The following is a 21,124-nucleotide window of genomic DNA, read 5'->3' on the forward strand; positions in this document are numbered from 1 at the left end:
CTGCGTTATAGTTTTGGCCGCTTTTGTCCTCCCCGCTTTCGTCCACCATTTTCTGCTTGAGAGTCTGCCCGTATGAAGGTTCGCATCGCCCTGTCCCTTACCGTCCTGGCTGTCCTGTCGGCCTGCGCCAACGTCAAAGACGTGCGCAAGCGCGACCCCATCTTTTACGGCGCGACCCAGCGTACGGCCGAGGACTACACGACCTGCGTGGCCGACGCCTGGAGGAACATGGGCGTCAATTTCAAGCAGAACGCCGTGCGCAACGGCTTTGAACTGGTCCAGGAAGACAGCCTGGGCGTCGAGGCCGTGCTGACGACCACCACCTGGAAGGGCAAGACCGAAACGCGCCTGTCGACCCGCATCGCGCGCCGTGATCAAAGCATCATCGAACCGGCGAACCTGTGCCTGTAAGCGCCCCGATGCCAGCAAACCTTGCCTTTCAACGCCGCGACATCCTGCGGTTGGGTCTTGCCGCCGCCGCCCTCAGCCTGGGGCTGCCGGCCCGCGCGCAGGCGCAGCAGGGCTTCATCACCCGCAAGCTCAATGCGCCCGTGCCGGGCGGCGTCGCCGTGTTGCCGCTGGGTGACGCCGAGCGCGCGCCCGAAGTCACGTTCCTTGACCGCCGCGTGCTGGTCGTGCGCGAAGAGGGCAAGCAGTGGATCGCCATCATCGGCATTCCGCTCAGCGTGAAGCCGGGCGAGCAGCAGGCGGTGGTCAATGATGCGCGCGGCCAGCGCAAGCTGCCGTTCAAGGTGGGCGCCAAGGAATATGTGGCGCAGCACATCACGCTGAAGAATCCGCGGCAGGTGGACCCCAACCCCGACGACATGAAGCGCATCGAACGCGAAATGGCCGAGCAAAGCGCGGCCAATCGGACGTATCGCGCAGGCGTCACGCCCAGCAATCTGTTGCTGGACCGCCCGGTCAACGGCGGGCGCCTGTCCAGCCCGTTTGGCTTGCGGCGCTTTTTCAACGGCCAGGAACGCAACCCGCATTCCGGGCTGGACTTCGCCGTGCCGGCTGGCACGCCGATCAAGGCGCCCGCGGCGGGCATCGTGGTGCTGGTGGGGGATTATTTTTTCAACGGCAAGACGGTGTTCCTGGATCATGGCCAGGGCTTCGTCAGCATGTTCTGCCACATGTCGGCCATCGATGTGAAGGTGGGCGACGAGGTGCCGCGTGGCGGCGTGGTGGGCAAGGTGGGGGCGACGGGCCGGGCGACCGGGCCGCATCTGCACTGGAACGTCAGCCTGAACGATGCGCGGGTGGACCCGGCTATTTTCATCGGGGCGTTCAAGCCCTAAGCGCGTCAGGCCGTGGCGGTCTGTTGCGCGATCTTGTTCAGCACGAACTGGTGCATGCGCTCGGCATACTCCATCTGCTGGCGCACGTGGCGCTGCTCGGCTTCCTGGTCATCCAGGCAGTTGTCGTACTTGATCTTGGCTTCGGCGTAGGTCAGGCCGGTGTTGCGCAGGCTGTTGATGAACGCCTCGCGCGACTGATTGAGCAGGCGCAGGCCTTCTTCCCCTTTCACGAACCTACGTCGTGCCAGGGAAAGCTGGTCAGCAGCGGCTTGCAATTCTTGTGTGAGATCCATCTTGCTTCATGCGTATCCCGCCAGACATTGCGCCTGACTTGGGGGCCATTCTTTCACGAATGGACGTCCCACGCATTACGGCATGTCGCGGCTAGGGCTTAAGGCCAGTGTTGGCCCGAGGCCCGCGCGCAGCAGGGTCAGGGAGCCGGCCCAGGGCCGGCCCTGAGGCCCTGGCTTAACGGCGGTATTGCTGGGGACGATGCGGCGCGGGAGCGCGTTCGTCTTTGTGGCGGAAGTTGATGCGGCCCTTGGTCAGGTCATAAGGCGACATTTCCAGGGTGACGCGGTCGCCCGCCAGGATGCGGATGCGGTGCTTGCGGATACGGCCGGAGGCGTAGGCGCCGACTTCGATGCCGTTGTCCAGTTTGACGCGGTAGCGGCTATCGGGCAGCACTTCGTCAACAATGCCATCCAATTCGATGAGTTCTTCTTTAGCCATTCTCTACTCCTTGATCAATACGCGCAGCCAGGCCGGCGGCATGACGCGCCGCGTGTAGCGGCAAGCGCGTTGGACACAGATAACCAGGTCCAGCGGTTTGAACGTAAAACGTTCGGGCAAGCGCGGGTAAGGGCCACGGCATCACAAGGGGATGTCTGATATGACGGATACTCGCGCAGCGTGGGCAATGTGCGCGCAGTGCGCGGCTTGGTCGCGGCACCGTGCAAGCGCACAGCGCCGGAAGAAGCGGGTTGGATCGTTTGCTGCAATGCCGGGCGGCGCGGGGGTCGTGCTGGGGTTACGCGGCGCAATTGGCAGAGGTGCGATTTGTTCCCAAATCCATTCCCAAACCGGGAACTGCCTGGGTATCTAGGGGAGTGACCCGAAGGAGTACAGGTTGGGTACGCAGAGTGACCGAAGCCCGGTTTTTGCGGAAAAATCACGGACTGATGTTACAGCAAAGCGCAACGATTAGCCAGTTTTTATCTGCCGTTGCGCCGTGATAGTTGTTGCTGAACGACTCTATGCCCCCGGGATGCGCGTCTGGTAGTCGGCTTCCCAACGGCGATGCGCCGACCAGAACGGGCCGGGTTCGCGCCCCTCGATCCGGGCCGACAACACGGCCAGATGCGTGTGCCATCCGCCCGCCACGTCGACCATGTCGTTGCGCGAATTCAGTTTGCGGTGCGTCAGCACCAGCAGCGTGTTTTCACCTTGCGGCATCAATTCAAACGTGACCTCGGACGGAATGCCCTGCGATCCTCCCCAGGTGAAGGCCAGCAGCCGCGGCGGCTCGCACCGGGTGATCACGCCATGCGTCGTCACGCCGTTCTCATAAGCCAGGTAGGGCTCGGGCGTGGGTTCCTTTACCGATGACAGGTCCGCATGCACAAAGCGCAACGTGACGCCGCCGCCCTCGCGCAGCTCCATGTCGCCCGTGGCCAGCCAGCGGCCGCGTTTGTCGGATTCGGTCAGAAACGCCCAGACGGTTTCCACGCTGGCGGCAAGCGTGCGGGTAAAGCGCAGGGAAGTGGGGTCCAGGACGACGCCGTGTTCACTCATGTTGCTCTCCATGGGAAGGGGGCGGGGCGGCGCTGGCGGCAATCGCCGACTCCAGCGCATCCAGCTTGCCCGCCCAGAACTGTTCATAAAAGCGCAGCCACTGCATGGCTTCGGCCATGGGTTCGGGATTCAGGCTGCACACGTGCGTGCGGCCATGGATGGTGCGCCGGATGAGACCCGCGCGTTCCAAGGCCTGCACATGTTTGGAGGCGCCAGCAAAACTCATGCGCAAGGGCGCGGCCAGCTCTCCGATGGTGTGATCCCCTTGCGCCAGGGTGCGCAACATGTCGCGGCGCGTGGGATCGGCCAGCGCGCGAAAAACGGCATCCAGAGCGGGGGAGGGGATAAGTTCAACCATACGGTTGAATATAAATCGGCCGCTACGGTTGTTCAACCATCAGGTTGAGAATTTATGTAACCGCCTGCGCGGCGGGTTCGTGCGCGTCTTCGATGGCGCCCGGGTGTTGCGGCAGGTCGTCCGTGATGTCGAACCACGGCGCTTTGCTGGCCACATGGCAGTGCGCGGCAGGTTTGATGCCGGGATCATCGTCCAGCGCGCCCAATGGCAAACCATAGGTGTCCGGCGTCTGGTCGAAGCGGCTGAGCAACGGCGTGCCGCAGGCTTCGCAAAAGCCGCGGTAATTGCCCGGCGACGAGGCATACCAGGTGACGTGGTTTTCGCCCTTGGTCCATTTGAAGTCGGTGACTTGCACCGACGCGCGGCTGCGAAAGGCTGCGCCATGCGACTTGCGGCACATCACGCAATGGCAATTCAGGGCGTTGGTGAGAGGGCCGTCGATTTCGTATGCAACGCGGCCGCAGAGGCAGGAACCTTTGATCATGATGACCACCGGGCAAGTGGGGAAACAGTTCGAATATACCCGCGCCGATCACACCCCGCGACAGGCCGATCGGGCCATTTATGACGCAGGTCTTTCAGTTGGTTGCTGACCCCGTATTTTCTGGCAAATGATTCGATCCCTGGGTCATCTCGCTGTCATGCGCTCAAAACAGAATGCCGCAATGACCACATACAAGGGGATCAAGCGATGACTTACGCCATCGAAGTACAGGCCTTGAGCAAGACGTTCCATGCCGGCGCCAAAGCGCTGGACAACGTCAGCCTGCAAATCGCCGACGGCGAAATGGTGGCCTTGCTCGGCGCATCGGGCTCGGGCAAATCCACCTTGCTGCGTCATCTGGCCGGCTTTGTCGCTGGCGACGCGGGCCAGGGCAGCGTCACGGTCAATGGCCAGCTCATTCAACAGAATGGCCGCTTGAGCCGCAACGTGCGCCGTGCGCGCGCCAGCATCGGCTTCGTGTTTCAGCAATTCAATTTGGTGGGCCGCTTGCCGGTCATCACCAATGTGCTGACCGGCTTGTTGCCGCGTGTGCCGTTGTGGCGCAGCCTGACGCGCTGGTTCCTGCGCGCCGAAGTCCGCCAGGGCCTGGATGCGCTTGCCCAGGTTGGTATAGACGACTACGCATTTCAGCGTGCGTCCACCTTGTCGGGCGGCCAGCAGCAGCGCGCCGCGATTGCGCGCACGCTGGTGCAAAACGCCCGCGTGATCCTGGCGGACGAACCCATCGCGTCGCTGGACCCGGAATCATCGCGCCGCGTGATGGACACGCTGGCGCAGATCAACCGCAGCCGCAAGGTGGCCGTGGTGGTGTCGCTGCATCAGGTGGACGTGGCGCTGCGCTATTGCCCGCGCGTGGTCGCGCTGCGCCACGGCAAGGTCGTCTACGACGGCCGCGCCGCCGACCTTACGCCCGAGATGCTGCGCAACCTGTACGGCTCGGAACTCAGCGAGCTGCTGCCCGAATACACGCAACAGGCGCCGGCCATGCCGGGCCTCGCGCCGTTGTCCCAGCTGGCGCAAGCCGCCTGAGATGCGGCTTGATATGTCGCCTCTCTACCCCAGTCACCTTCGCCCCAGTCACTTTTGGCCATTTCCCCCGGAGCCATCCATGCTACGCAGAACTTTCGTCACCCTGATCGCCGCCGCCGCGTTGTCCACGCAGGCTTACGCGCAAGACGCCAAGACGTTGAACTTCGGCATCATCTCGACCGAGTCGTCGACCAATCTGAAGTCCGTCTGGCAGCCCGTCATTGATGACCTGAGCCGCGCCATCGGCGTGCCGGTCAAACCGTTCTTCGCCTCCGACTATGCCGGCATCATCGAAGGCATGCGTTTCAACAAGGTGCAGATGGGCTGGTTCGGCAACAAGTCGGCCATCGAAGCCGTGGACCGCGCCAAGGGCGAAGTGTTCGCCTCGGTCATCGACAAGGACGGCAACCCGGGCTACTGGTCGCTGTTGATCGTCAACAAGGACAGCAACTTGAAGACGCTGGACGACGTATTGAAAAGCGGCGGCAAGCTGAGCTACGGCGCGGGCGATCCGAACTCCACGTCCGGCACCGCCGTGCCTGGCTACTACCTGTGGGCCGCCAACAAGATCGAACCCAAGACCTTCTTCAAGACGGTGCGCGCGAGCAACCACGAAGCCAACCTGCTGTCCGTCATCAACAAGCAGGTGGACGTGGCGGTGAACAATACCGAAGCGCTGGAGCGCTACCGCCTGAGCACCGGTAAAGACGCCAATGACAGCGTGCGCGTGCTGTGGAAGTCGCCGCTGATTCCGGCCGACCCGCTCGTCATGCGCAGCGACCTGCCGGCCGACCTGAAGGGCCGCATCCGCGACTTCTTCGTCAACTACGGCAAGGGCAAGGACGCCGAGCGTGAAATGGCCAACCTGAAGGCGCTGACCTACCAGGGCTTCCGCCCGTCCGACAACCAGCAACTGGTGCCGATCCGCCAGATCGAACTGGCGCGTGAAAAGGCCAAGGTCGAAGCCGATAGCACGCTGGGCCAAGCCGACAAGCAAAAGCAACTGGCGGACATCGATAGCAAGCTGGCCAGCCTGGGCCAGCCCGCCGTGGCCAAGCAGTAAGCCAAGCGATTCGCCACGTCGTAGCCAAGCAATTGGCCAAGTAGTAAGCCAGCAATTGGCCAAGCAATTGGCCAAGCATTAAGACGGGCAGGCGGCGCGCCATCCGGTGCGCCGGCCTTGCCCTTGTTGAACGCCATCACGCGGACCGCCTGACGCCATGAACCTAGCCACCCATTCTTCCCGCCTGCCTGCCGCGCCGCGTTCGTCGCTGCCGGTCCTGCTTGTCTGGGCCGTCGTCCTTGCGCTGCTGGTCATGTCATGGCGGGGCGCGGACATGCGGCCGATGGACCTGTTGCGCGACTCGGGCAACATGGCCCAATTCGCCGCCGACTTCTTCCCACCCAATTTCCGCGACTGGCGCATGTACCTGGACGAGATGATCGTGACGGTGCAGATCGCGGTGTGGGGCACGTTCCTGGCCATCGTCGTGGCGGTGCCGCTGGGGCTGCTGTGCTCGTCGAACATGGTGCCCGCGTGGGTCTACCAGCCCATGCGCCGCCTGATGGACGCGTGCCGCGCCATCAACGAAATGGTGTTCGCGATGCTGTTCATCGTGGCCGTTGGCCTGGGGCCGTTCGCCGGCGTGCTGGCCTTGTGGGTACACACGACAGGCGTGCTGGCCAAACTGTTTTCCGAAGCGGTCGAAGCCATCGACCCGCGTCCGGTCGAAGGCGTGCGCGCAACTGGCGCTAACGCCCTGGAAGAAATCGTCTACGGCGTCATCCCGCAAGTGCTGCCGCTGTGGATCTCGTATTCGCTGTACCGCTTTGAATCCAACGTGCGCTCAGCGTCCGTCGTCGGCATCGTGGGCGCGGGCGGCATCGGCACCGTCCTGTGGGAAATCATCCGCAGCTTCCGCTACGCCGAAACCTGCGCAGTGATGATCATCATCGTCGCGTTCGTGATTGTGATCGACATGCTGTCGTCAAGGATTCGTCGGGCGTTGATTTAGGGGGGAGGAAATGGGCCTGCCTGCACAGGCCGTCCCGCCAAATCTACGCCGCCCGCAACACCAGAAACGCCGGCAGCGCCAGCAGCGCCGCCAGTCTTGCGTGCTCAACGTCAGCCTTTGACACCTGCGCGCGCGTCATCAGGAAATTCACCGTGCCCAGGCAGGTGTCGCCGTAGACGACCGGCACGTTGATCACCGATTGCAACCCAAGCTCGCGGATGGCGTCGTGGTCGTTGAAGAATTCGCGGATGGCGGCCACGCCTTCGCCCACGAACACGCGTTGCTCCAGCAGCACATGGCGGCCCCAGGGGGTGCCGTTTTTATCCTTGCTGCCGCCGGGCGGGTAGGCTTCGGGGTTGGAGCTGTACAGGCGCACGACGCGCATGGCGTCGGCGTCGTAGCGGTTGACGGTGCACAGCGTGTGTTCGAGCGAGGCGCGGGCGTAGGCGTCCACCGCCGCAAACGCCGCGGTGGCGTCTGCGGCGGCGTATGCCCGTGCGACCGCGTCCACGCCGGCCAGCGCCGGCGTGACGGATGTCGGTTGCGATGTCATTCGGCGGTAATTCCCAGTTCCTTGATCAGCTTGCCGTACTTGTCGGCGTCGCGCGTCAGGATCTGGCCGAATTGTTCCGGCGTGGTTTCCGTCAGCAGCACGCCCATGTCGCCCATTTTCTTGATGACGTCGGGACGCTTCAGGATCAGATTGATTTCGCGGTTCAGGCGGGCGGTCAGTTCAGGCGGCATGCCGGCGGGGCCGAACGCGCCGTACCAGACGGACAGCTCGTAGCCGGGCAGCGTTTCGGCTACCGTCGGCGCGTCGGGCAACAGCGGCGAGCGCTTTTCTTCGGTGACGGCCAGCAGCTTCAGCTTGCCCGTCTGCACGTGCGGCAGTGTTTGCGTGCCAGCGCTGAACAGCACTTGCGTGCGGCCCGCCACCGTGTCCAGCACCGCGGGCGCGCCGCCGCGATACGGGATGTGCATCATCTTCACGCCAGCGGCTTTTTCGAACAGCGCGGCGCTCAGGTGGTTGGTCGAACCCTGGCCGGCCGACGCGTACGCGACGGTGTCCGGGCGCGCTTTCACGTAGTCGATGAATTCTTTCAGATTGGTGGCCGGCACCGACGGATGCACCACCATCGTGTTGGTGACGAGCGCCAATTCGGCAATCGGCGTGAAGTCTTTCACGCCGTCAAACGGCATGTTGGAATACAGCGCCTGGTTCATCGTGTGCGTGCTCATCGAGCCGACCAGCAGCGTGTAGCCATCGGGTTTGGCGCGCGCGACGAAGGTGGTGCCGATGTTGCCGGACGCGCCCGAACGGTTTTCCACGATGACGGGCTGGCCGAGCGATTGCGTCAGGCCTTCGGAGAGTACGCGCGCCAGGATGTCGGTGGAGCCGTCCGCCGCCCACGGCACGATCAGCGTGATGGGTTTTTCAGGCCACGCGGCCTGCGATACCGCAGGCGCGGCCAGGGCCAGGCCCAGCGCGCACGCGCTCAGCAGTCGTTTGAAGTGCACTTTCATGATGTTTACCCCTTGTGTGGTGCCGGTCTGGACGCCGGCTGGAAAGAAATGGATGCGTGCAAAGTGTGTGTGTATCTATCGGCCAACGGCGTAGCCCTGCATGCCGCGCGGGTTGGCGCCGGCGCGCAGCAGCAAGCCGCCGCCCAACCCTGGTTCGCGCGTGCAGGCGCTGATGCGTCCTTCGGACCACGCGGGTCCGACCTTGACGTCGTGGCCGGCGGCGCGCAGTGCTTGGATGGTGGCCTCGGGCAATCGTGATTCCACCGTCAGGCGGTTCAGCGTTTGCGTGCGCGGCCAGAACGAACCGGGAAAGTGGTCGATATGCCAGGACGGCGCATCGATGGCCTCTTGCAGATTCATGCCCATGGCGTGGCGCAGGAAGAAAGCAACCGTCCATTGATCCTGCTGATCCCCGCCCGGCGTGCCAAACGCCATATAAGGCTGGCCGTCGCGCAGCACCAGGCCCGGCGACAAGGTCGTGCACGGGCGCTTGCCCGGTTGCAGCTGGCCGGCGACGCCGTCGTCCAGCCATGTCATTTGCAAACGGGTCGTCAGTGGAAAGCCCAACCCCGGCACGACCGGGCTGGACGACAGCCAACCGCCCGACGGCGTGGCGGCCACCATGTTGCCGTCGCGGTCGATGACGTCGATCTGGCAGGTGTCGCCGACGAAGATTTCGCGTGCAGCCCATTCGGCCACGGGCGGCAAGGCGGCGAATGTGGGTTCGCCCACGCCAAAGCGCGTGTCGGAGGCGGCCAGCGTGCGGTCGGCAGCGGCCAGGTCGGGCATGCGCGGCGCCACGCCTGCCGGGCTGCCCGGCTGCAAGGTGGCGGAAGCGGTGCCAAGAATGCTGGCGGCGCGCGTCTTGGCGTAGGCATCGCTTAGCAAGGCGGCCAGCGGCACTTGCACAAACTCGGGGTCGCCATACCAGGCGGCGCGATCGGCGAACGCCAGCTTGGCGGCTTCGGCGATGCGGTGCACGAATTCCGGCGAGGTCGGGTCCAGGCCATCCACACCCAGATGCCGCAGCATGGCCAGCTGCTGCAAATGCACCGGCCCTTGCGACCACACGCCGCATTTGGCCACCGTGTAGCGGCCGTATTGCGTGGTGACGGGTTCGTCATACGTGGCGCGCCAATCGGCCATGTCTGACTTGCGCAGCAGGCCGCGATTGCGTTGCCCGGTGGTGTCGCGCACGGCTTCGTGCGTGTAGAAGGCGTCGATCTTGTCGGCGACAAAACCGCGATACCAGCACGCCAGTGCGGCGTCGATGCGGCCCACGCGGTCGCTGCTGGCGGCATGCGCTTCGTCCAGGATACGGGCGTAGGTGGCGGCGATGGCGGGCGTGCGGAACATGGCGTCGGGCGCGGGCACGCGGCCATCGGGCAGCCAGACATCGCGCGAGCTCGTCCATTCGTCGCGGAACAAGGCCTGCACGGCAAGAATGGCTTGCGACACGCGCGGCACCAGCGGAAAGCCGTTCTGCGCATAGTCGATGGCGGGCCGCAGCACGTCGGCCAATTCCCAGGTGCCGTAATCGCGCAGCAAGGTCAGCCACGCGCCGAACGCGCCCGGCACGGTTGCAGGCAGCAGCCCGATGCCTGGCACCAGCTCCACGCCCAGCCCACGAAAATAAGCGGGCGTGGCCAGTGCGGGCGCGGGGCCTTGGCCGCACAACGCGCGCATGCGCTTTTCGTTTTCGCTCCAGAACAGGATGGGCACTTCGCCGCCCGGGCCGTTCAGGTGCGGCTCCACAATTTGCAGGGTGAAGCCGCCCGCCACGGCTGCGTCGTACGCATTGCCGCCGCGCTCCAGCACGCCCATCGCCACTTGCGAGGCGAGCCAGTGCGTGGACGAGACCACGCCGAAGGTGCCGCGGATTTCAGGGCGGGTCGTGAACGACGGAGATGCGGGAGAAGGTGCGGATGCGCTCATGGTTGACGGGGCCGCCAGCGGTTAGGAATGCCTGAAGTATAGGATCGTGAAATAACTGGATTCATCTTTCTTGGCATAATCGGATAACCGTATAGTTATAGAGAAAGCCGTGAGCTGGGATGCCGCCCGTTTGGCCAACCGCCTGAAGCACCGCCACCTGGCGCTGCTGATCAACATTGCCACGCATGGCTCGCTGACCCGTGTGGCCGCCGCCACCGGCATCAGCCAGCCCGCCGTCACCAAGGCGCTGGCCGAGCTGGAAGACATCTTCGGCGGCCCGCTCTTCGTGCGCAGCAGCCGCGGCCTGCTGCCCACGCCGCTGGGCGATCTGGCGCTGGTGCGCGCGCGGCACATGCAAAGCGATCTGGACTTGTGGGCGCGTGAAGTCGAAGCGCTGCACGCGGGCCATTCCGCGCACCTGAACGTGGGTGTGGTGCCTTATGTGTCCAGCGCGTTGCTGACGGCGGCCATCAGCCGGCTGCATCAGCGCTATGGCGTCACGCTGACGCTGCACCGCGCCACCACGGACCATCTGGTGCCCATGCTGCGCCGGCACGAGCTGGATTGCGTCATCAGCCGCGCAACGTCCACGGTCATGCTGGACGACCTGATTCACCGCGTGCTGTACCGCCAACGGCCGCGGCTGATTGCGCATAGCCGGCTGGCGCAGCGGCTGGCGCGCCGCAAGCCCGACTGGGCGGCGGTGGCGGCAATGAACTGGGTGCTGCCGGCGGCGAATACGCCTACGCGTCAATTGATCATCGAACACTTCATCCGCGCGGGGCTGCGTGCGCCGTCTCCGGTGCTTGAGGCCTATTCCACCGATGTGATCGAAGGCATGCTGACGATGAATGAATCGCTGATGTCGGTGGTGCCCGAAGATATCGCGCGTGAACTTTGCCAGCGCGGCAAGCTGGGCATGCTGCCCTGGGATTTCGGCTGGGAGCTGCCGCCGATCAATCTGATCCGCCGCAAGCGTGACCAGGTGCTGGCGGCGGAAGAACGCTTCTCCGAGATTCTTTCGGAATTGTGTGGCGATGGCGCGCTGCCGGAGGGGGCGGTGGCCAGTGCAGCGAGTAACGCGGTGGCGGCTCCGCGCGGTTAGCAAGCCAGTCTTAGTGAGCCGGTCGTAGTGAGCCAGTCGTAGTGAGCCAGACCTAGCGCGCCAGCATGCTCCGCGCAATCTCCAGCAGCGCCGCCGCCGCGGCCTCCGGCTTGGCGTCATTGCTGACCCGTTTCAACACGCAGCCCTGCGGCACGGCGAACGCCTGCGTGGCGCGCGACAAGCGTTGTGCGATTTGCTCGGCGCTTTCCCGTCCGCGCTCCGCCAGCCGTTCGGCAAGCCTGGCGGGGTCCACTGTGATTTCTACGGCCGTCAGCGCGGGGTATCGCGCATGCGCCCGTTCCAGGTGTTCACGCGAGCCGTTCACGATGACCGCCGCGCCGCAAGCGAGCCAGGTGTCGATCTCGATACCGATGCCGTAATGCAAACCGTGGCTCGCCCAGCGCAGGGCAAAGCATCCCAGCGCGGCGCGGTGCGCGAATTCCTCGGGCGACAAACGCAGCGCATCTTCGGTGCCGCCGCTATCGCGCGTGATGTAGCGATGCGCCACCAGCACCGGCTCGGCGTCTGTCAGATGCGCGCGCAACAGACGCAGCAAGGTGTCCTTGCCGCTGCCCGATGCGCCCATCAGGTAGATCAGCCGCGCGCCGTTGGCGGGCGGCGTGACGGGAGAGCACGAAAGGGCGGATGAAGGAGAGGTCGAAGGGGCTGGAGAAGGGGCCGGCGACGGGTCGGACGAGGGAGAGCACGAAAGGGCGGAGGATGGCGCAGGAGTCGTCATGGCGTGGCCGGCCCTTGCAGATACTCCGCGCCCATGGCGTCAGTGTGCGTGCCGTCGAAATGGTAATGACGCGCGGCGACGAAATCCGCGCCGGGCGTGGCTTGCACGAAAACGCTGACCCCTGGCACGGCCATGCGCTGCCCGCGTAACGGGTCCGCGAAAGCGGCGATGTGGCGTTGCGCCTGCTCTAGTGCATCACCAGTCAGTTTTCCCGTGAGCGTGATGTGGAACGTGTAGGTGTCGAACACATACGGGTAGCCCCAGCGCGCCAGCATGGCCTGCTGTTCGGGCGATAACAATTGCGGCTGGCGGCGCGCGGTTTCCTCAGGCGTGGGCGGGGCGCGCAACGCATCCAGCTGCTGCACGGCCGCATCGGCCAGCGCCTGGATGCGGGCCTGCCCGTGGGTGTCGTCTTCGGCGATGCACCACGCGAGAAAACCGCGCAGCGTTTCGCATTCCAGCGCGACATCAAACGCCTGGTTCGACCGGGCGAGTTCACGTGCGGCGGCGTCCACCGCGTGTGGCGTGGCGCCCGCACGCAAGCGAAAGGGCGCCTTCAAGGTGGCGTGCAGGCCGTAGTGGCGCGGCGCTTGGGTCCAGGCGGGCGGCGCGTCCGGCTGCCCGGGCAATGGGGCAAGGGCAAGGCCGGTGTCGGCGCAGCGGCCGAGCCAGCGGCTGCCGTGTTCGCCCCACGGGCCGGTGGGCGCCAGGTACAGGGCGTAGCGATGGGCAAGCGGCATGGTCAGGCCGCCATGCGGTGGCTGTGGTCGTCGCCGAACGCGCGCGTGGCGTAGCGCAGTTCGCCGCCGACGATTGCGGCCACAACACGGGGCAGCCCGGCAATGTGGTCGTCGACGACGATGGCGTCGGCGATCAGCCCCGGCGTCAGCGCGCCGCGGTCTTTCAAGCCGGCGGCGCGCGCCGGGTTCATCGACACCAGGTTCCACGCTTGCGCCAGCGGCAGTACGCCGTCCTGCACCAGCCGCATTACGGCCGCCAGCGGGGCGGGGTAGTAGTAGTCGGACGTAAGGATGTCGCACAAGCCGTCGCGCACCATCTCGGTGGCGCTGGGCGCGCCCGTGTGGCTGCCGCCGCGCACGACGTTCGGTGCGCCGAACACGACCGAGTTGCCCAGGTCGCGCGCCACGCACGCGGCGTCGCGGGTCAGCGGAAACTCCGCCACGCCGCAGCCCAGTTGATGGTAGTAACGGCGCGTGGCGGCGTCGGGGTCGTCGTGTGACGCCACCTTCAAGCCGGCGGCTTGCGCGCACAGGGTCAACTCGCGCATGGCGTCGGCCACGGAATCCGCGGCTGACATGGCCGCGCGGATGCGGTCCTGGAAGGTGTCCAGATCGCATTCGGCGCGGTTGGCGTACTGCATCAGCTTGCGGTCGTCGCCCAGGCGGCGCGCCATGCTGGGCAGGTGGTCGTTCAGTGCTAGGAAGCGCACGCGGCCATCGCGTATCCATTGCTGGGCCAGGTCCACGCCGCCCACGTGGTGCGTTTCAAAGCGCAGATGCACGTAGTGGCGCGCGCCCATCATGAGCTTCATGCGGTCCAGCGCGTCGAACATGCGTTCGGCATAGGCCTCGCCACGCAAGCCGCCTTCCCAAGACAAGGTCACACCGTGGAATTCGGTAGTGATGCCGTTGGCGAGCAATTGGCGGTCGACGTCGAATAGCGCGCTGTCATACGGAAAGGTGACACTGGGACGCGGCATGATGGCGCGTTCGAAGGCGTCGCCATGCAGGTCCACAATGCCGGGCAAGACCAGCAGGTTGCCCGCGTCGAACCAGGGCGCGCCCCGGGCGGGCGCGGGCCCGCCGTCGGCGATCAGCCCGCCTTGAAAGCGCAGGCTGGCTTGTTCGACGCCGCGCGGCGTCAGGATGCGTTGGCCTGTGACACCGGCCAGGGGCGAGGGGGCGTGTGAGTTCATAGCGTGACGTTATCGACGTTGCATGACAACCAGATGTCTAGATGAGTAGTGTTGTTTTCATTTTCAATTTCAGCCGCCACCGCCACCGCCGCCGCCGCTGTGGCGCCACGGGCGGCGGCCGTGGTGTTCAGCTGTCGTCCGCCACCATCAACTGCACCAGATCGCCCACGAAGCGGGTGATGCTGTATTGCAGCGGCGCGCCTTCCTGGTCCACGTTCAGCGCTTCCACCTGAAGAATCGGGCGCGTCTTGGGCTGGCCCAGCAGACGCGCGATTTCAGGCGAGGGCAGGGTGGCGGTAATGCGCGACCACTTGCGCGTGTAGTCGCCAATGCCGTAATGCGCGTAGACCTTTGACACCGAACGCAACGCGGTCAGGCGGTCGGCAAAATCCGGAAAGCGTTTTTCGTCAAAGAAATGTTCTGAAGCGCTGATCGGCCGGTTCTCGGCCTTGCCCACGATCTGCACGCGCAACAGCGGCGCGGTGCGCGCCAGCCCCAGATGCTTGGCGATATCAGCCGCGCGCAAGGTCTGGCTGCCCAGCGCTTCCAGATGGCCCAACACGCCCTGGCTGCGCAGGTTCTCGGAAAAGCGCGTGCGCTTGCCGATGGCGTAATCGATGGCGTGTTCCTGCACGAAGGTGCCGCGGCCCTGTTCAATTCGGACCAGGCCGCTTTGCTCCAGCTCGCCCATGGCGCGCCGGATGGTGTGGCGGTTGACCGAGAACTTGGCGGCCAGCTCCGGTTCGGATGGCAGTTGTTCGCCCGCCATGTAGAGCTTGTTGCGGATGTCGTCCGCCAAAGACTCGCCAATTTGCCGCCAGACGGCGATGCCGGAACCTCGTTCAACCATAGGGGTGCGCTCGTGCTGTCACAACAGCTTCATGAAGAATGGCTGTGATTGTGCACCATGCGGCCCCCGCCGGATAGGCGGTGTCCGGATGCCGCAACTGTCATCAAAAATTCACGCCAGCCTGTTGAACTTCGAATTGCCAGCGATCATACTTCATCCAGTCGTCTAGACGTGTAGAGGAACTAATGGATCACTCACAAGCAGGACAGGAAGCGGCCAACGCCCAGCGCGCCGCCTGGATGCGCGTGTTGTCGCTGGCCAGCCCGGCCGCGCTGGAAGGCGCGTTCAGCGCCTTGGGGCAACTGCCGGGCCACCAGATGTTGCGCCCCGCGCAAACCGGCATGGCCATGGTGCGGGCGCGCAGCGGCGGCACCGGCGCGCGCTTCAACCTGGGCGAAATGACCGTGACACGTTGCGCCGTCACGCTGGATGGCGGCGTGGTGGGCGTGGCTTATGTGCAGGGGCGGTCGCTGCGCCACGCCGAGCAGGCGGCGGTGGCCGACGCGCTGCTGCAACTGCCTGACTGGCACGACACGGTGCAGGCGCAACTGATACAGCCGCTGGCCCGCGCACACGCGGACAAGGTTGACCGCCAGGCGCGTGTGGCGGCGCAGACCAAGGTGGAGTTCTTCACGATGGTGCGAGGCGAGGACTGACATGCAAGCACAAGCTTTCACTGCCCCGGCCGCCAGCCGTGGCCTCTTGCCCGGGTTTGCCGACCCCGTGCGCGATGCGCAGACCACGTTTCGCAACGCTTTGCAGGCGCTGGCGCACCCGGGCCGCATCCAGGAAATTACCGCTGACAGCGGCGTGCCGGCAGGCTTGTCGCCTGCGATGACGGCGCTGTTGTTGACGCTGGTGGATGTGGACACCCCACTGTGGCTGCCGCGCACCGTGCACAGCGATGTGCTGGCCTTTCTGCGCTTTCATTGCGCCTGCCCCATCGTGCCGTCGCCCGCGCTGGCGCGCTTTGCGGCGGTGCCGGCGGGCTGCGAAGCGCCGGCCTTGTCGGCCTGCCATCCGGGTGACCCGGCCTATCCCGACCTGTCCACGACGCTGCTGATCGAGGTGGCGTCGCTGTCGGCGGGCGACGCGGTCAGCCTTACCGGCCCCGGCATCCAGACACGGCAGACGCTGTCGGTGGCGGGTTTGCCCGACGGCTTCTGGCGCGAATGGCGCATGAATCATCAACGGTTTCCGCTGGGCGTCGACGTGTTCCTGACGCAAGACCGGCGGATGTGTGGATTGCCGCGCACGACGCGCGTGGAGAACTGACATGTATGTAGCCGTCAAAGGGGGCGAACGCGCCATCCTGAATTCCTACCGCATGCTGGACGACTACCGGCGCGGCGACCGCGAGGTGCCCGAACTGACCTTGGACCAGATTCGTGAACAGATGCCGCTGGCGGTATCGCGCGTGATGGCCGAGGGCTCGCTTTACGATCCGCAACTGGCGTCGCTGGCGTTGAAGCAGGCGGCGGGCGATGTGATCGAAGCGGTGTTTTTGCTGCGCGCCTATCGCACGACCTTGTCGCGCTACGGCTACACACAGCCCATCGATACGGGCGCCATGCGTTTGCAGCGCCGCATCTCGTCCACGTTCAAGGATGTGCCGGGCGGCCAGATTCTGGGCCCCACCTATGACTACACCCAGCGCCTGCTGGACTTCACGCTGCAAGCCCAACGCGAGGCCGACGCCTTGCCCGCGGGCGACGAAGCGCTGGACAGCAGCATGCCGCGCGTGACCGACCTGCTGGCGCACGATGAGCTGATCGACGCCGAGCCCGTGCCGGAAGGCGACCCCGAACCCTTCGACCTGACGCGTCAGCCGCTGGACTTTCCGGCATCCCGCGCCGCCCGCTTGCAAAACCTGGCGCGCGCCGATGAAGGCTTCTTGTTGTCGATGGGCTATTCCACGCAGCGCGGCTACGGCAACACGCACCCGTTCGCGGCGGAAATCCGCTACGGCGCGCTGGAAGTCGAGATGCATATCGAAGAGCTTGGCTTCGCCGTCACCGTGGGCGAAATCGACATCACCGAATGCCAGATGGTCAGCCAGTTTGCCGGCAACGCCGCCGAAGGCCCGAAGTTCACGCGCGGCTACGGCCTGACGTTTGGCTACGGTGAACGCAAGGCCATGTCGATGGCGCTGGTAGACCGCGCCCTGAAAGCCAAAGACCTGGGCGAACGCGCCGACTCGCCCGCCAACGACCACGAGTTCGTGCTGTATCACAGCGACAACGTCGAGGCCTCGGGCTTTGTGCAGCACTTGAAGCTGCCGCATTACGTGGACTTCCAGGCCAATCTGGAATTGCTGCGCCGCCTGCGCGCCGACCGCCGCGCGCCGCAGGACGCAATCAACGATCTGATGGACGAGGCGGTTTCCTCATGAACGCACCCCACGCAACGGTTGAACGCGACGACCACTACAACTTCGCGTATCTGGACGAATCCACCAAGCGCATGCTGCGCCGCGCGCTGCTGAAAGCGGTGGCGATTCCCGGCTATCAAGTGCCATTCGGCAGCCGCGAAATGCCGCTGCCCTATGGCTGGGGCACGGGCGGCATTCAGGTCACCGCGGCCATCATCGGGCAGAACGATGTGTTGAAGGTGATTGACCAGGGGTCTGACGACACCACCAACGCCATCAACATCCGCCGCTTCTTTGGCCGCGTGACGGGCGTGGCTACAACGGAATCCACGCCGGCCGCCACCATCGTGCAAACGCGCCACCGCATTCCCGAAACGCCGTTACGCGAAGGGCAGGTGATGGTGTTTCAGGTGCCGATTCCTGAGCCGCTGCGCTGGCTGGAGCCCAGCGAAACCGAAACCCGCACGATGCATGCGCTGGCCGAGTATGGCGGCATGCATGTGAAGCTGTACGAAGACATTGCGCAGCATGGCCACATCGCCACGACGTATGACTACCCCGTCATCGTCAATGATCGCTACATGATGCGGCCGTCGCCGATTCCGAAGTTCGACAACCCCAAGCTGGACGGCAGCCCCGCGCTGATGCTGTTTGGCGCGGGCCGCGAAAAGCGCGTGTATGCGGTGCCGCCGTATACGCGGGTGAAAAGCCTGGACTTCGAAGACCACCCCTTCACGGTTGAAACCTGGTCCGAGTGCTGCGACCTGTGCGGCTCGCGCGACAGCTATCTGGACGAAATCATTCTGGACGACGCGGGCACGCGCCGCTTTGTGTGCTCGGACACGGAGTACTGCAACGATCGCCAAGCCGATCAAGGCAAACCCGGCCATCAAGCCGAACCCAACCATTCAGCCAAACCCGCCGCCCCCACAGCGCAACCCCACCCCGAGGCCGCAGCATGACATCCCACCCTTTGCTATCCGTGCGCAACATGACGCGCACGTGGGACGGCGTGCATGGTTGCCGCGACGTCAGCTTTGATCTTTACCCCGGTGAAGTGCTGTGCGTGGTGGGCGAGTCCGGGTCGGGCAAGAGCACCTTGCTGTCGGCCGTGTCGTATCAAACCCAGCCGGACGCGGGCAGCGTCTGGTACGACACCCGCGACCAGGGCTTCATTGACCTGGCCGCGCTGCAAGGCGCCCGGCTGCGGCTGCTGGCGCGTACCGATTGGGGCTTCGTGCGCCAGAACGCGCGGGATGGGTTGCGCATGCAGGTCAGCGCGGGCGCGAATATCGCGGAACGCCTGATGGCCGTGGGCGAGCGCCACTACGGCGAGCTGCGCGATGTGGCCGGCAACTGGCTGCAAAAGATGGAGATCGACGTGGGCCGGCTGGACGATACGCCGGTCTCGTTTTCTGGCGGCATGCAGCAGCGCTTGCAGATCGCCCGCAACCTTGTCACGCATCCGCGTCTGGTGTTCATGGACGAGCCCACTGCGTCGCTCGACGTCTCGGTGCAGGCGCGCCTGCTGGACCTGTTGCGCCAACTGGTGACGGACCTGGGTCTGGCCGCGATTGTCGTCACGCATGACCTGGCGGTGGCGCGTCTGCTGGCGCATCGCACCTTGGTGATGCGGGGCGGCGTGGTGGTTGAAAGCGGCCTGACCGATCAGATTCTTGACGACCCCCAACACCCCTACACCCAGTTGCTGGTGTCTTCCATTTTGCAGAGCTGACCATGCAAGCAAGCACTCCCATGATCGAGGTGCGAGGCCTCGGAAAAATGTTCACGCTGCATAACCAGGGCGGCATCCGCCTGCCCGTGCTGGACGCGGTGGACTTCGACGCGGCGGCGGGCGATTGCCTGGTGCTGGCCGGGCCGTCTGGCACGGGCAAGAGCACCTTGCTGCGCTGCCTGTATGGCAACTATCTGGCTACCGAAGGCAGCATCCGCGTGCGCGCCCACGGCGAGTGGGTCGAGCTGGTGGGCGCGCCCGAGCAGCGCATCCTGGCGCTGCGCCGCGACGTGATCGGTTATGTCAGCCAGTTCCTGCGGGTGATTCCGCGCGTGTCGGCGCTGGATGTGGTGGCCGAACCGCTGCGCGTGGCGGGGGTGGACGCGGAAGACGCCCGCCATCAGGCCGGCGCATTGTTGCAGCGCTTGAATGTGCCGTCGCGGCTGTGGGGGCTGGCGCCCGCCACGTTCTCGGGCGGCGAACAGCAGCGCGTGAATATCGCGCGCGGCTTCATCGCCCGCCACCCGATTCTGTTGCTGGACGAACCCACGGCGTCGCTGGACGCCGACAACCGGCGCGTGGTGATCCAGCTGATACACGAAGCGCTGGCCGCGGGCCGTTGCCTGCTGGGCATCTTCCACGACGCAGAAGTGCGCGACGCCGTCGCGACCCAAACCCTGGCGCTGCGCCCCGCGCAGCCCGCCACGGCCGACCTGGAGTGATCATGCAAAGCACGTATCTGACGAACGCCCGTGTGTTGATGCCCGACCGCGTCCTGGAAAACAGCGCGGTGCTGATCGACGACGGTTGCATCGTCGCTATTGACCCCGACGGCGCGCAGGCTGACCGCGTGATCGACCTGCAAGGCCAGACCCTGATGCCCGGCTTGATCGACCTGCATTGCGACGCCATCGAAAAGGAAGCCGAGCCGCGTTCGCGCGTGCTGTTTCCGCTGGACTTTGCGGTGGCCCAGGTTGACCGCCGCAACGCCGCGGCCGGCATCACTACGCCCTATCACGCGCTGTCGTTCGCGAACAATGAATGGGGCGTGCGCAACAACAAGACGGCGGCCGAAGTGGTGCGCACGGTGCGCGCGTTCCGCCAGCACAGCCTGGTGGATAACCGCGTGCATTGCCGCTACGAAGTCACGGACGAGACCTCGGTAGCCGTGCTTTGCGCCTTGATGGACGAGGGCGCGGTGGACCTGTTGTCGGTCATGGACCATTCGCCAGGGCAGGGGCAGTTCAAGACGCTGGAATCCTATCTGCAATACATGATGGGCAACCACGCGATGAGCCGCGAGCAGGCTGAAGAAGCCGCCAATGCCAAGACGCGTGCAAAAGACGGCGCGGTGACGCGGGTGGAAACCTTGCTGTCGCATGCGCAGTCGCACGGCATCCCCACGGCCAGCCACGATGACGATTCCATCCACCGCATCGCCACGATGCGCAATCTGGGCGTAGCGATGAGCGAATTCCCCATCACGCTGGATACGGCGCGCGCCGCGGTGTCCTGCGGGCTGCCGACGATTCTGGGCGCACCCAATGTGTTGCGCGGGCAGAGCCAGAGCGGGTCGATGCGCGCCATCGACGCCATCCGCGCGGGCGTGGCCAGCTGCCTGTGTTCCGACTACCAGCCGTCCACGCTGATTGCCGCAGCATTCGCGGTGGCGGCGCAGACGGACTTGACGTGGCCGCAGGCGATTGCGCTGGTCACGGCAAACCCCGCCGACGCTTGCGGCTTGACGGATCGGGGCCGCATCGCCGTTGGCCAGCGGGCGGACCTGGTGGCGGTGGCGCAAGTGGGCGGCTTGCCGTTGATCAGTCATACCTGGTCGGCTGGCCGGCTGGTATTCTCCACGCACTATCTGCCGGCGCGCACGCCGGTGGCAGCGATACGCGAGCCGCAGCGCGTGGCGGCCTGA

25 protein-coding genes are annotated in these 21,124 nt (G+C 65.3%); 13 read left to right on the forward strand and 12 right to left on the reverse strand.

The genetic code is table 11. The annotated features are described in order from the left end of the window. The first annotated feature begins 72 nt into the window (after nucleotides 1–72). On the forward strand, nucleotides 73–411 hold the full coding sequence (locus ACFZAI_RS06190; protein WP_391566072.1) for a hypothetical protein: 339 nt from the start codon (nucleotides 73–75) through the stop codon (nucleotides 409–411). Between the two features lie 8 nt (nucleotides 412–419). Then, nucleotides 420–1,304, forward strand: a complete 885-nt coding sequence (locus ACFZAI_RS06195; protein WP_391566073.1) for a peptidoglycan DD-metalloendopeptidase family protein — start codon at nucleotides 420–422, stop codon at nucleotides 1,302–1,304. 5 nt (nucleotides 1,305–1,309) lie between these two features. On the opposite strand, the gene ACFZAI_RS06200 is transcribed toward ACFZAI_RS06195, so the two are convergent. The 5 genes from ACFZAI_RS06200 to ACFZAI_RS06220 all read right to left on the reverse strand — a co-directional run bounded on the left by ACFZAI_RS06200 (nucleotide 1,310) and on the right by ACFZAI_RS06220 (nucleotide 3,940). Then, nucleotides 1,310–1,597 carry a hypothetical protein gene (locus ACFZAI_RS06200; protein WP_391566074.1) on the reverse strand — a complete coding sequence of 96 codons (288 nt, stop codon included), beginning with the start codon at nucleotides 1,595–1,597 and terminating at the stop codon, nucleotides 1,310–1,312. Between the two features lie 175 nt (nucleotides 1,598–1,772). Then, entirely contained in the window at nucleotides 1,773–2,036 is a 264-nt protein-coding gene (gene infA / locus ACFZAI_RS06205) for a translation initiation factor IF-1 (protein ID WP_006221179.1), read from the reverse strand. Between the two features lie 522 nt (nucleotides 2,037–2,558). Next, complete coding sequence (locus ACFZAI_RS06210; protein ID WP_391566075.1) at nucleotides 2,559–3,098, reverse strand: SRPBCC family protein; 540 nt, start codon at nucleotides 3,096–3,098, stop codon at nucleotides 2,559–2,561. Beyond that, nucleotides 3,091–3,456 carry an ArsR/SmtB family transcription factor gene (locus tag ACFZAI_RS06215; RefSeq protein WP_391566076.1) on the reverse strand — a complete coding sequence of 122 codons (366 nt, stop codon included), beginning with the start codon at nucleotides 3,454–3,456 and terminating at the stop codon, nucleotides 3,091–3,093. Before ACFZAI_RS06215 ends, ACFZAI_RS06210 begins: the two co-directional genes overlap by 8 nt. Before the next feature lie 52 nt (nucleotides 3,457–3,508). Next, complete coding sequence (locus tag ACFZAI_RS06220; protein WP_391566077.1) at nucleotides 3,509–3,940, reverse strand: GFA family protein; 432 nt, start codon at nucleotides 3,938–3,940, stop codon at nucleotides 3,509–3,511. A gap of 207 nt (nucleotides 3,941–4,147) precedes the next feature. On the opposite strand from ACFZAI_RS06220, the gene phnC reads away from it, so the two are divergent. The 3 genes from phnC (at nucleotide 4,148) to phnE (ending at nucleotide 7,005) form a co-directional block, all read left to right on the forward strand. Beyond that, the gene (gene phnC, locus ACFZAI_RS06225) at nucleotides 4,148–4,990 is read left to right on the forward strand and encodes a phosphonate ABC transporter ATP-binding protein (protein ID WP_391566078.1); all 843 of its coding nucleotides are present in this window, start codon (nucleotides 4,148–4,150) and stop codon (nucleotides 4,988–4,990) included. 79 nt (nucleotides 4,991–5,069) lie between these two features. Next, on the forward strand, nucleotides 5,070–6,053 hold the full coding sequence (phnD, locus tag ACFZAI_RS06230) for a phosphonate ABC transporter substrate-binding protein (protein WP_391566079.1): 984 nt from the start codon (nucleotides 5,070–5,072) through the stop codon (nucleotides 6,051–6,053). A 157-nt stretch (nucleotides 6,054–6,210) separates the two neighbouring features. Beyond that, nucleotides 6,211–7,005, forward strand: a complete 795-nt coding sequence (gene phnE, locus ACFZAI_RS06235) for a phosphonate ABC transporter, permease protein PhnE (RefSeq protein ID WP_391566080.1) — start codon at nucleotides 6,211–6,213, stop codon at nucleotides 7,003–7,005. 43 nt (nucleotides 7,006–7,048) lie between these two features. Here phnE and ACFZAI_RS06240 read toward each other — a convergent pair whose 3' ends face one another. The 3 genes from ACFZAI_RS06240 to ACFZAI_RS06250 form a co-directional block, all read right to left on the reverse strand. After that, entirely contained in the window at nucleotides 7,049–7,558 is a 510-nt protein-coding gene (locus ACFZAI_RS06240) for a GAF domain-containing protein (protein WP_391566081.1), read from the reverse strand. After that, on the reverse strand, nucleotides 7,555–8,529 hold the full coding sequence (locus ACFZAI_RS06245) for a Bug family tripartite tricarboxylate transporter substrate binding protein (protein WP_391566083.1): 975 nt from the start codon (nucleotides 8,527–8,529) through the stop codon (nucleotides 7,555–7,557). The genes ACFZAI_RS06240 and ACFZAI_RS06245 overlap by 4 nt, the downstream gene beginning before the upstream one ends. A 75-nt stretch (nucleotides 8,530–8,604) precedes the next feature. After that, nucleotides 8,605–10,464 (reverse strand): gamma-glutamyltransferase family protein, encoded by a 1,860-nt coding sequence (locus ACFZAI_RS06250; protein ID WP_391566085.1) that lies wholly within the window; start codon nucleotides 10,462–10,464, stop codon nucleotides 8,605–8,607. 109 nt (nucleotides 10,465–10,573) lie between these two features. On the opposite strand from ACFZAI_RS06250, the gene ACFZAI_RS06255 reads away from it, so the two are divergent. Further along, on the forward strand, nucleotides 10,574–11,569 hold the full coding sequence (locus ACFZAI_RS06255; RefSeq protein ID WP_391566086.1) for a LysR family transcriptional regulator: 996 nt from the start codon (nucleotides 10,574–10,576) through the stop codon (nucleotides 11,567–11,569). 52 nt (nucleotides 11,570–11,621) lie between these two features. Here the strand turns inward: ACFZAI_RS06255 and phnN are convergent, their stop codons facing one another. The 4 genes from phnN to phnF all read right to left on the reverse strand — a co-directional run bounded on the left by phnN (nucleotide 11,622) and on the right by phnF (nucleotide 15,094). Continuing rightward, nucleotides 11,622–12,167: a phosphonate metabolism protein/1,5-bisphosphokinase (PRPP-forming) PhnN gene (gene phnN, locus ACFZAI_RS06260; RefSeq protein WP_391566286.1), complete on the reverse strand. Its 546-nt coding sequence runs from the start codon at nucleotides 12,165–12,167 to the stop codon at nucleotides 11,622–11,624. 137 nt (nucleotides 12,168–12,304) lie between these two features. Beyond that, nucleotides 12,305–13,048 (reverse strand): DUF1045 domain-containing protein, encoded by a 744-nt coding sequence (locus ACFZAI_RS06265; protein ID WP_391566087.1) that lies wholly within the window; start codon nucleotides 13,046–13,048, stop codon nucleotides 12,305–12,307. 2 nt (nucleotides 13,049–13,050) lie between these two features. Next, on the reverse strand, nucleotides 13,051–14,244 hold the full coding sequence (locus ACFZAI_RS06270) for an alpha-D-ribose 1-methylphosphonate 5-triphosphate diphosphatase (RefSeq protein ID WP_391566088.1): 1,194 nt from the start codon (nucleotides 14,242–14,244) through the stop codon (nucleotides 13,051–13,053). Nucleotides 14,245–14,371: 127 nt separating this feature from the next. Then, nucleotides 14,372–15,094 (reverse strand): phosphonate metabolism transcriptional regulator PhnF, encoded by a 723-nt coding sequence (phnF, locus tag ACFZAI_RS06275; RefSeq protein ID WP_391566089.1) that lies wholly within the window; start codon nucleotides 15,092–15,094, stop codon nucleotides 14,372–14,374. Nucleotides 15,095–15,279: 185 nt separating this feature from the next. Here phnF and phnG point away from each other — a divergent pair, with 185 nt between their 5' ends. Genes phnG through ACFZAI_RS06310 form a run of 7 tightly spaced genes read left to right on the forward strand, consistent with a single transcriptional unit; the run spans nucleotide 15,280 to nucleotide 21,124 of the window. After that, nucleotides 15,280–15,750 (forward strand): phosphonate C-P lyase system protein PhnG, encoded by a 471-nt coding sequence (gene phnG / locus ACFZAI_RS06280; RefSeq protein WP_391566090.1) that lies wholly within the window; start codon nucleotides 15,280–15,282, stop codon nucleotides 15,748–15,750. A 1-nt stretch (nucleotide 15,751) separates the two neighbouring features. Further along, entirely contained in the window at nucleotides 15,752–16,369 is a 618-nt protein-coding gene (phnH, locus tag ACFZAI_RS06285) for a phosphonate C-P lyase system protein PhnH (RefSeq protein WP_391566092.1), read from the forward strand. A gap of 1 nt (nucleotide 16,370) precedes the next feature. After that, nucleotides 16,371–17,486 (forward strand): carbon-phosphorus lyase complex subunit PhnI, encoded by a 1,116-nt coding sequence (locus ACFZAI_RS06290; protein ID WP_391566094.1) that lies wholly within the window; start codon nucleotides 16,371–16,373, stop codon nucleotides 17,484–17,486. Continuing rightward, nucleotides 17,483–18,427, forward strand: coding sequence for an alpha-D-ribose 1-methylphosphonate 5-phosphate C-P-lyase PhnJ (locus ACFZAI_RS06295; protein ID WP_391566095.1), 945 nt, complete (start codon nucleotides 17,483–17,485; stop codon nucleotides 18,425–18,427). Before ACFZAI_RS06290 ends, ACFZAI_RS06295 begins: the two co-directional genes overlap by 4 nt. Continuing rightward, complete coding sequence (gene phnK, locus ACFZAI_RS06300) at nucleotides 18,424–19,200, forward strand: phosphonate C-P lyase system protein PhnK (RefSeq protein ID WP_391566097.1); 777 nt, start codon at nucleotides 18,424–18,426, stop codon at nucleotides 19,198–19,200. The genes ACFZAI_RS06295 and phnK overlap by 4 nt, the downstream gene beginning before the upstream one ends. A 2-nt stretch (nucleotides 19,201–19,202) precedes the next feature. Next, a complete protein-coding gene (phnL, locus tag ACFZAI_RS06305) occupies nucleotides 19,203–19,922 on the forward strand; it encodes a phosphonate C-P lyase system protein PhnL (protein WP_391566098.1) in 720 nt (239 codons plus the stop codon). A 2-nt stretch (nucleotides 19,923–19,924) separates the two neighbouring features. Beyond that, complete coding sequence (locus ACFZAI_RS06310; RefSeq protein ID WP_391566099.1) at nucleotides 19,925–21,124, forward strand: alpha-D-ribose 1-methylphosphonate 5-triphosphate diphosphatase; 1,200 nt, start codon at nucleotides 19,925–19,927, stop codon at nucleotides 21,122–21,124.

Origin of the sequence: Achromobacter sp. NPDC008082 (assembly GCF_042957345.1) — a bacterium.
Taxonomy (GTDB): Bacteria; Pseudomonadota; Gammaproteobacteria; order Burkholderiales; family Burkholderiaceae_B; genus Achromobacter; species Achromobacter kerstersii_A.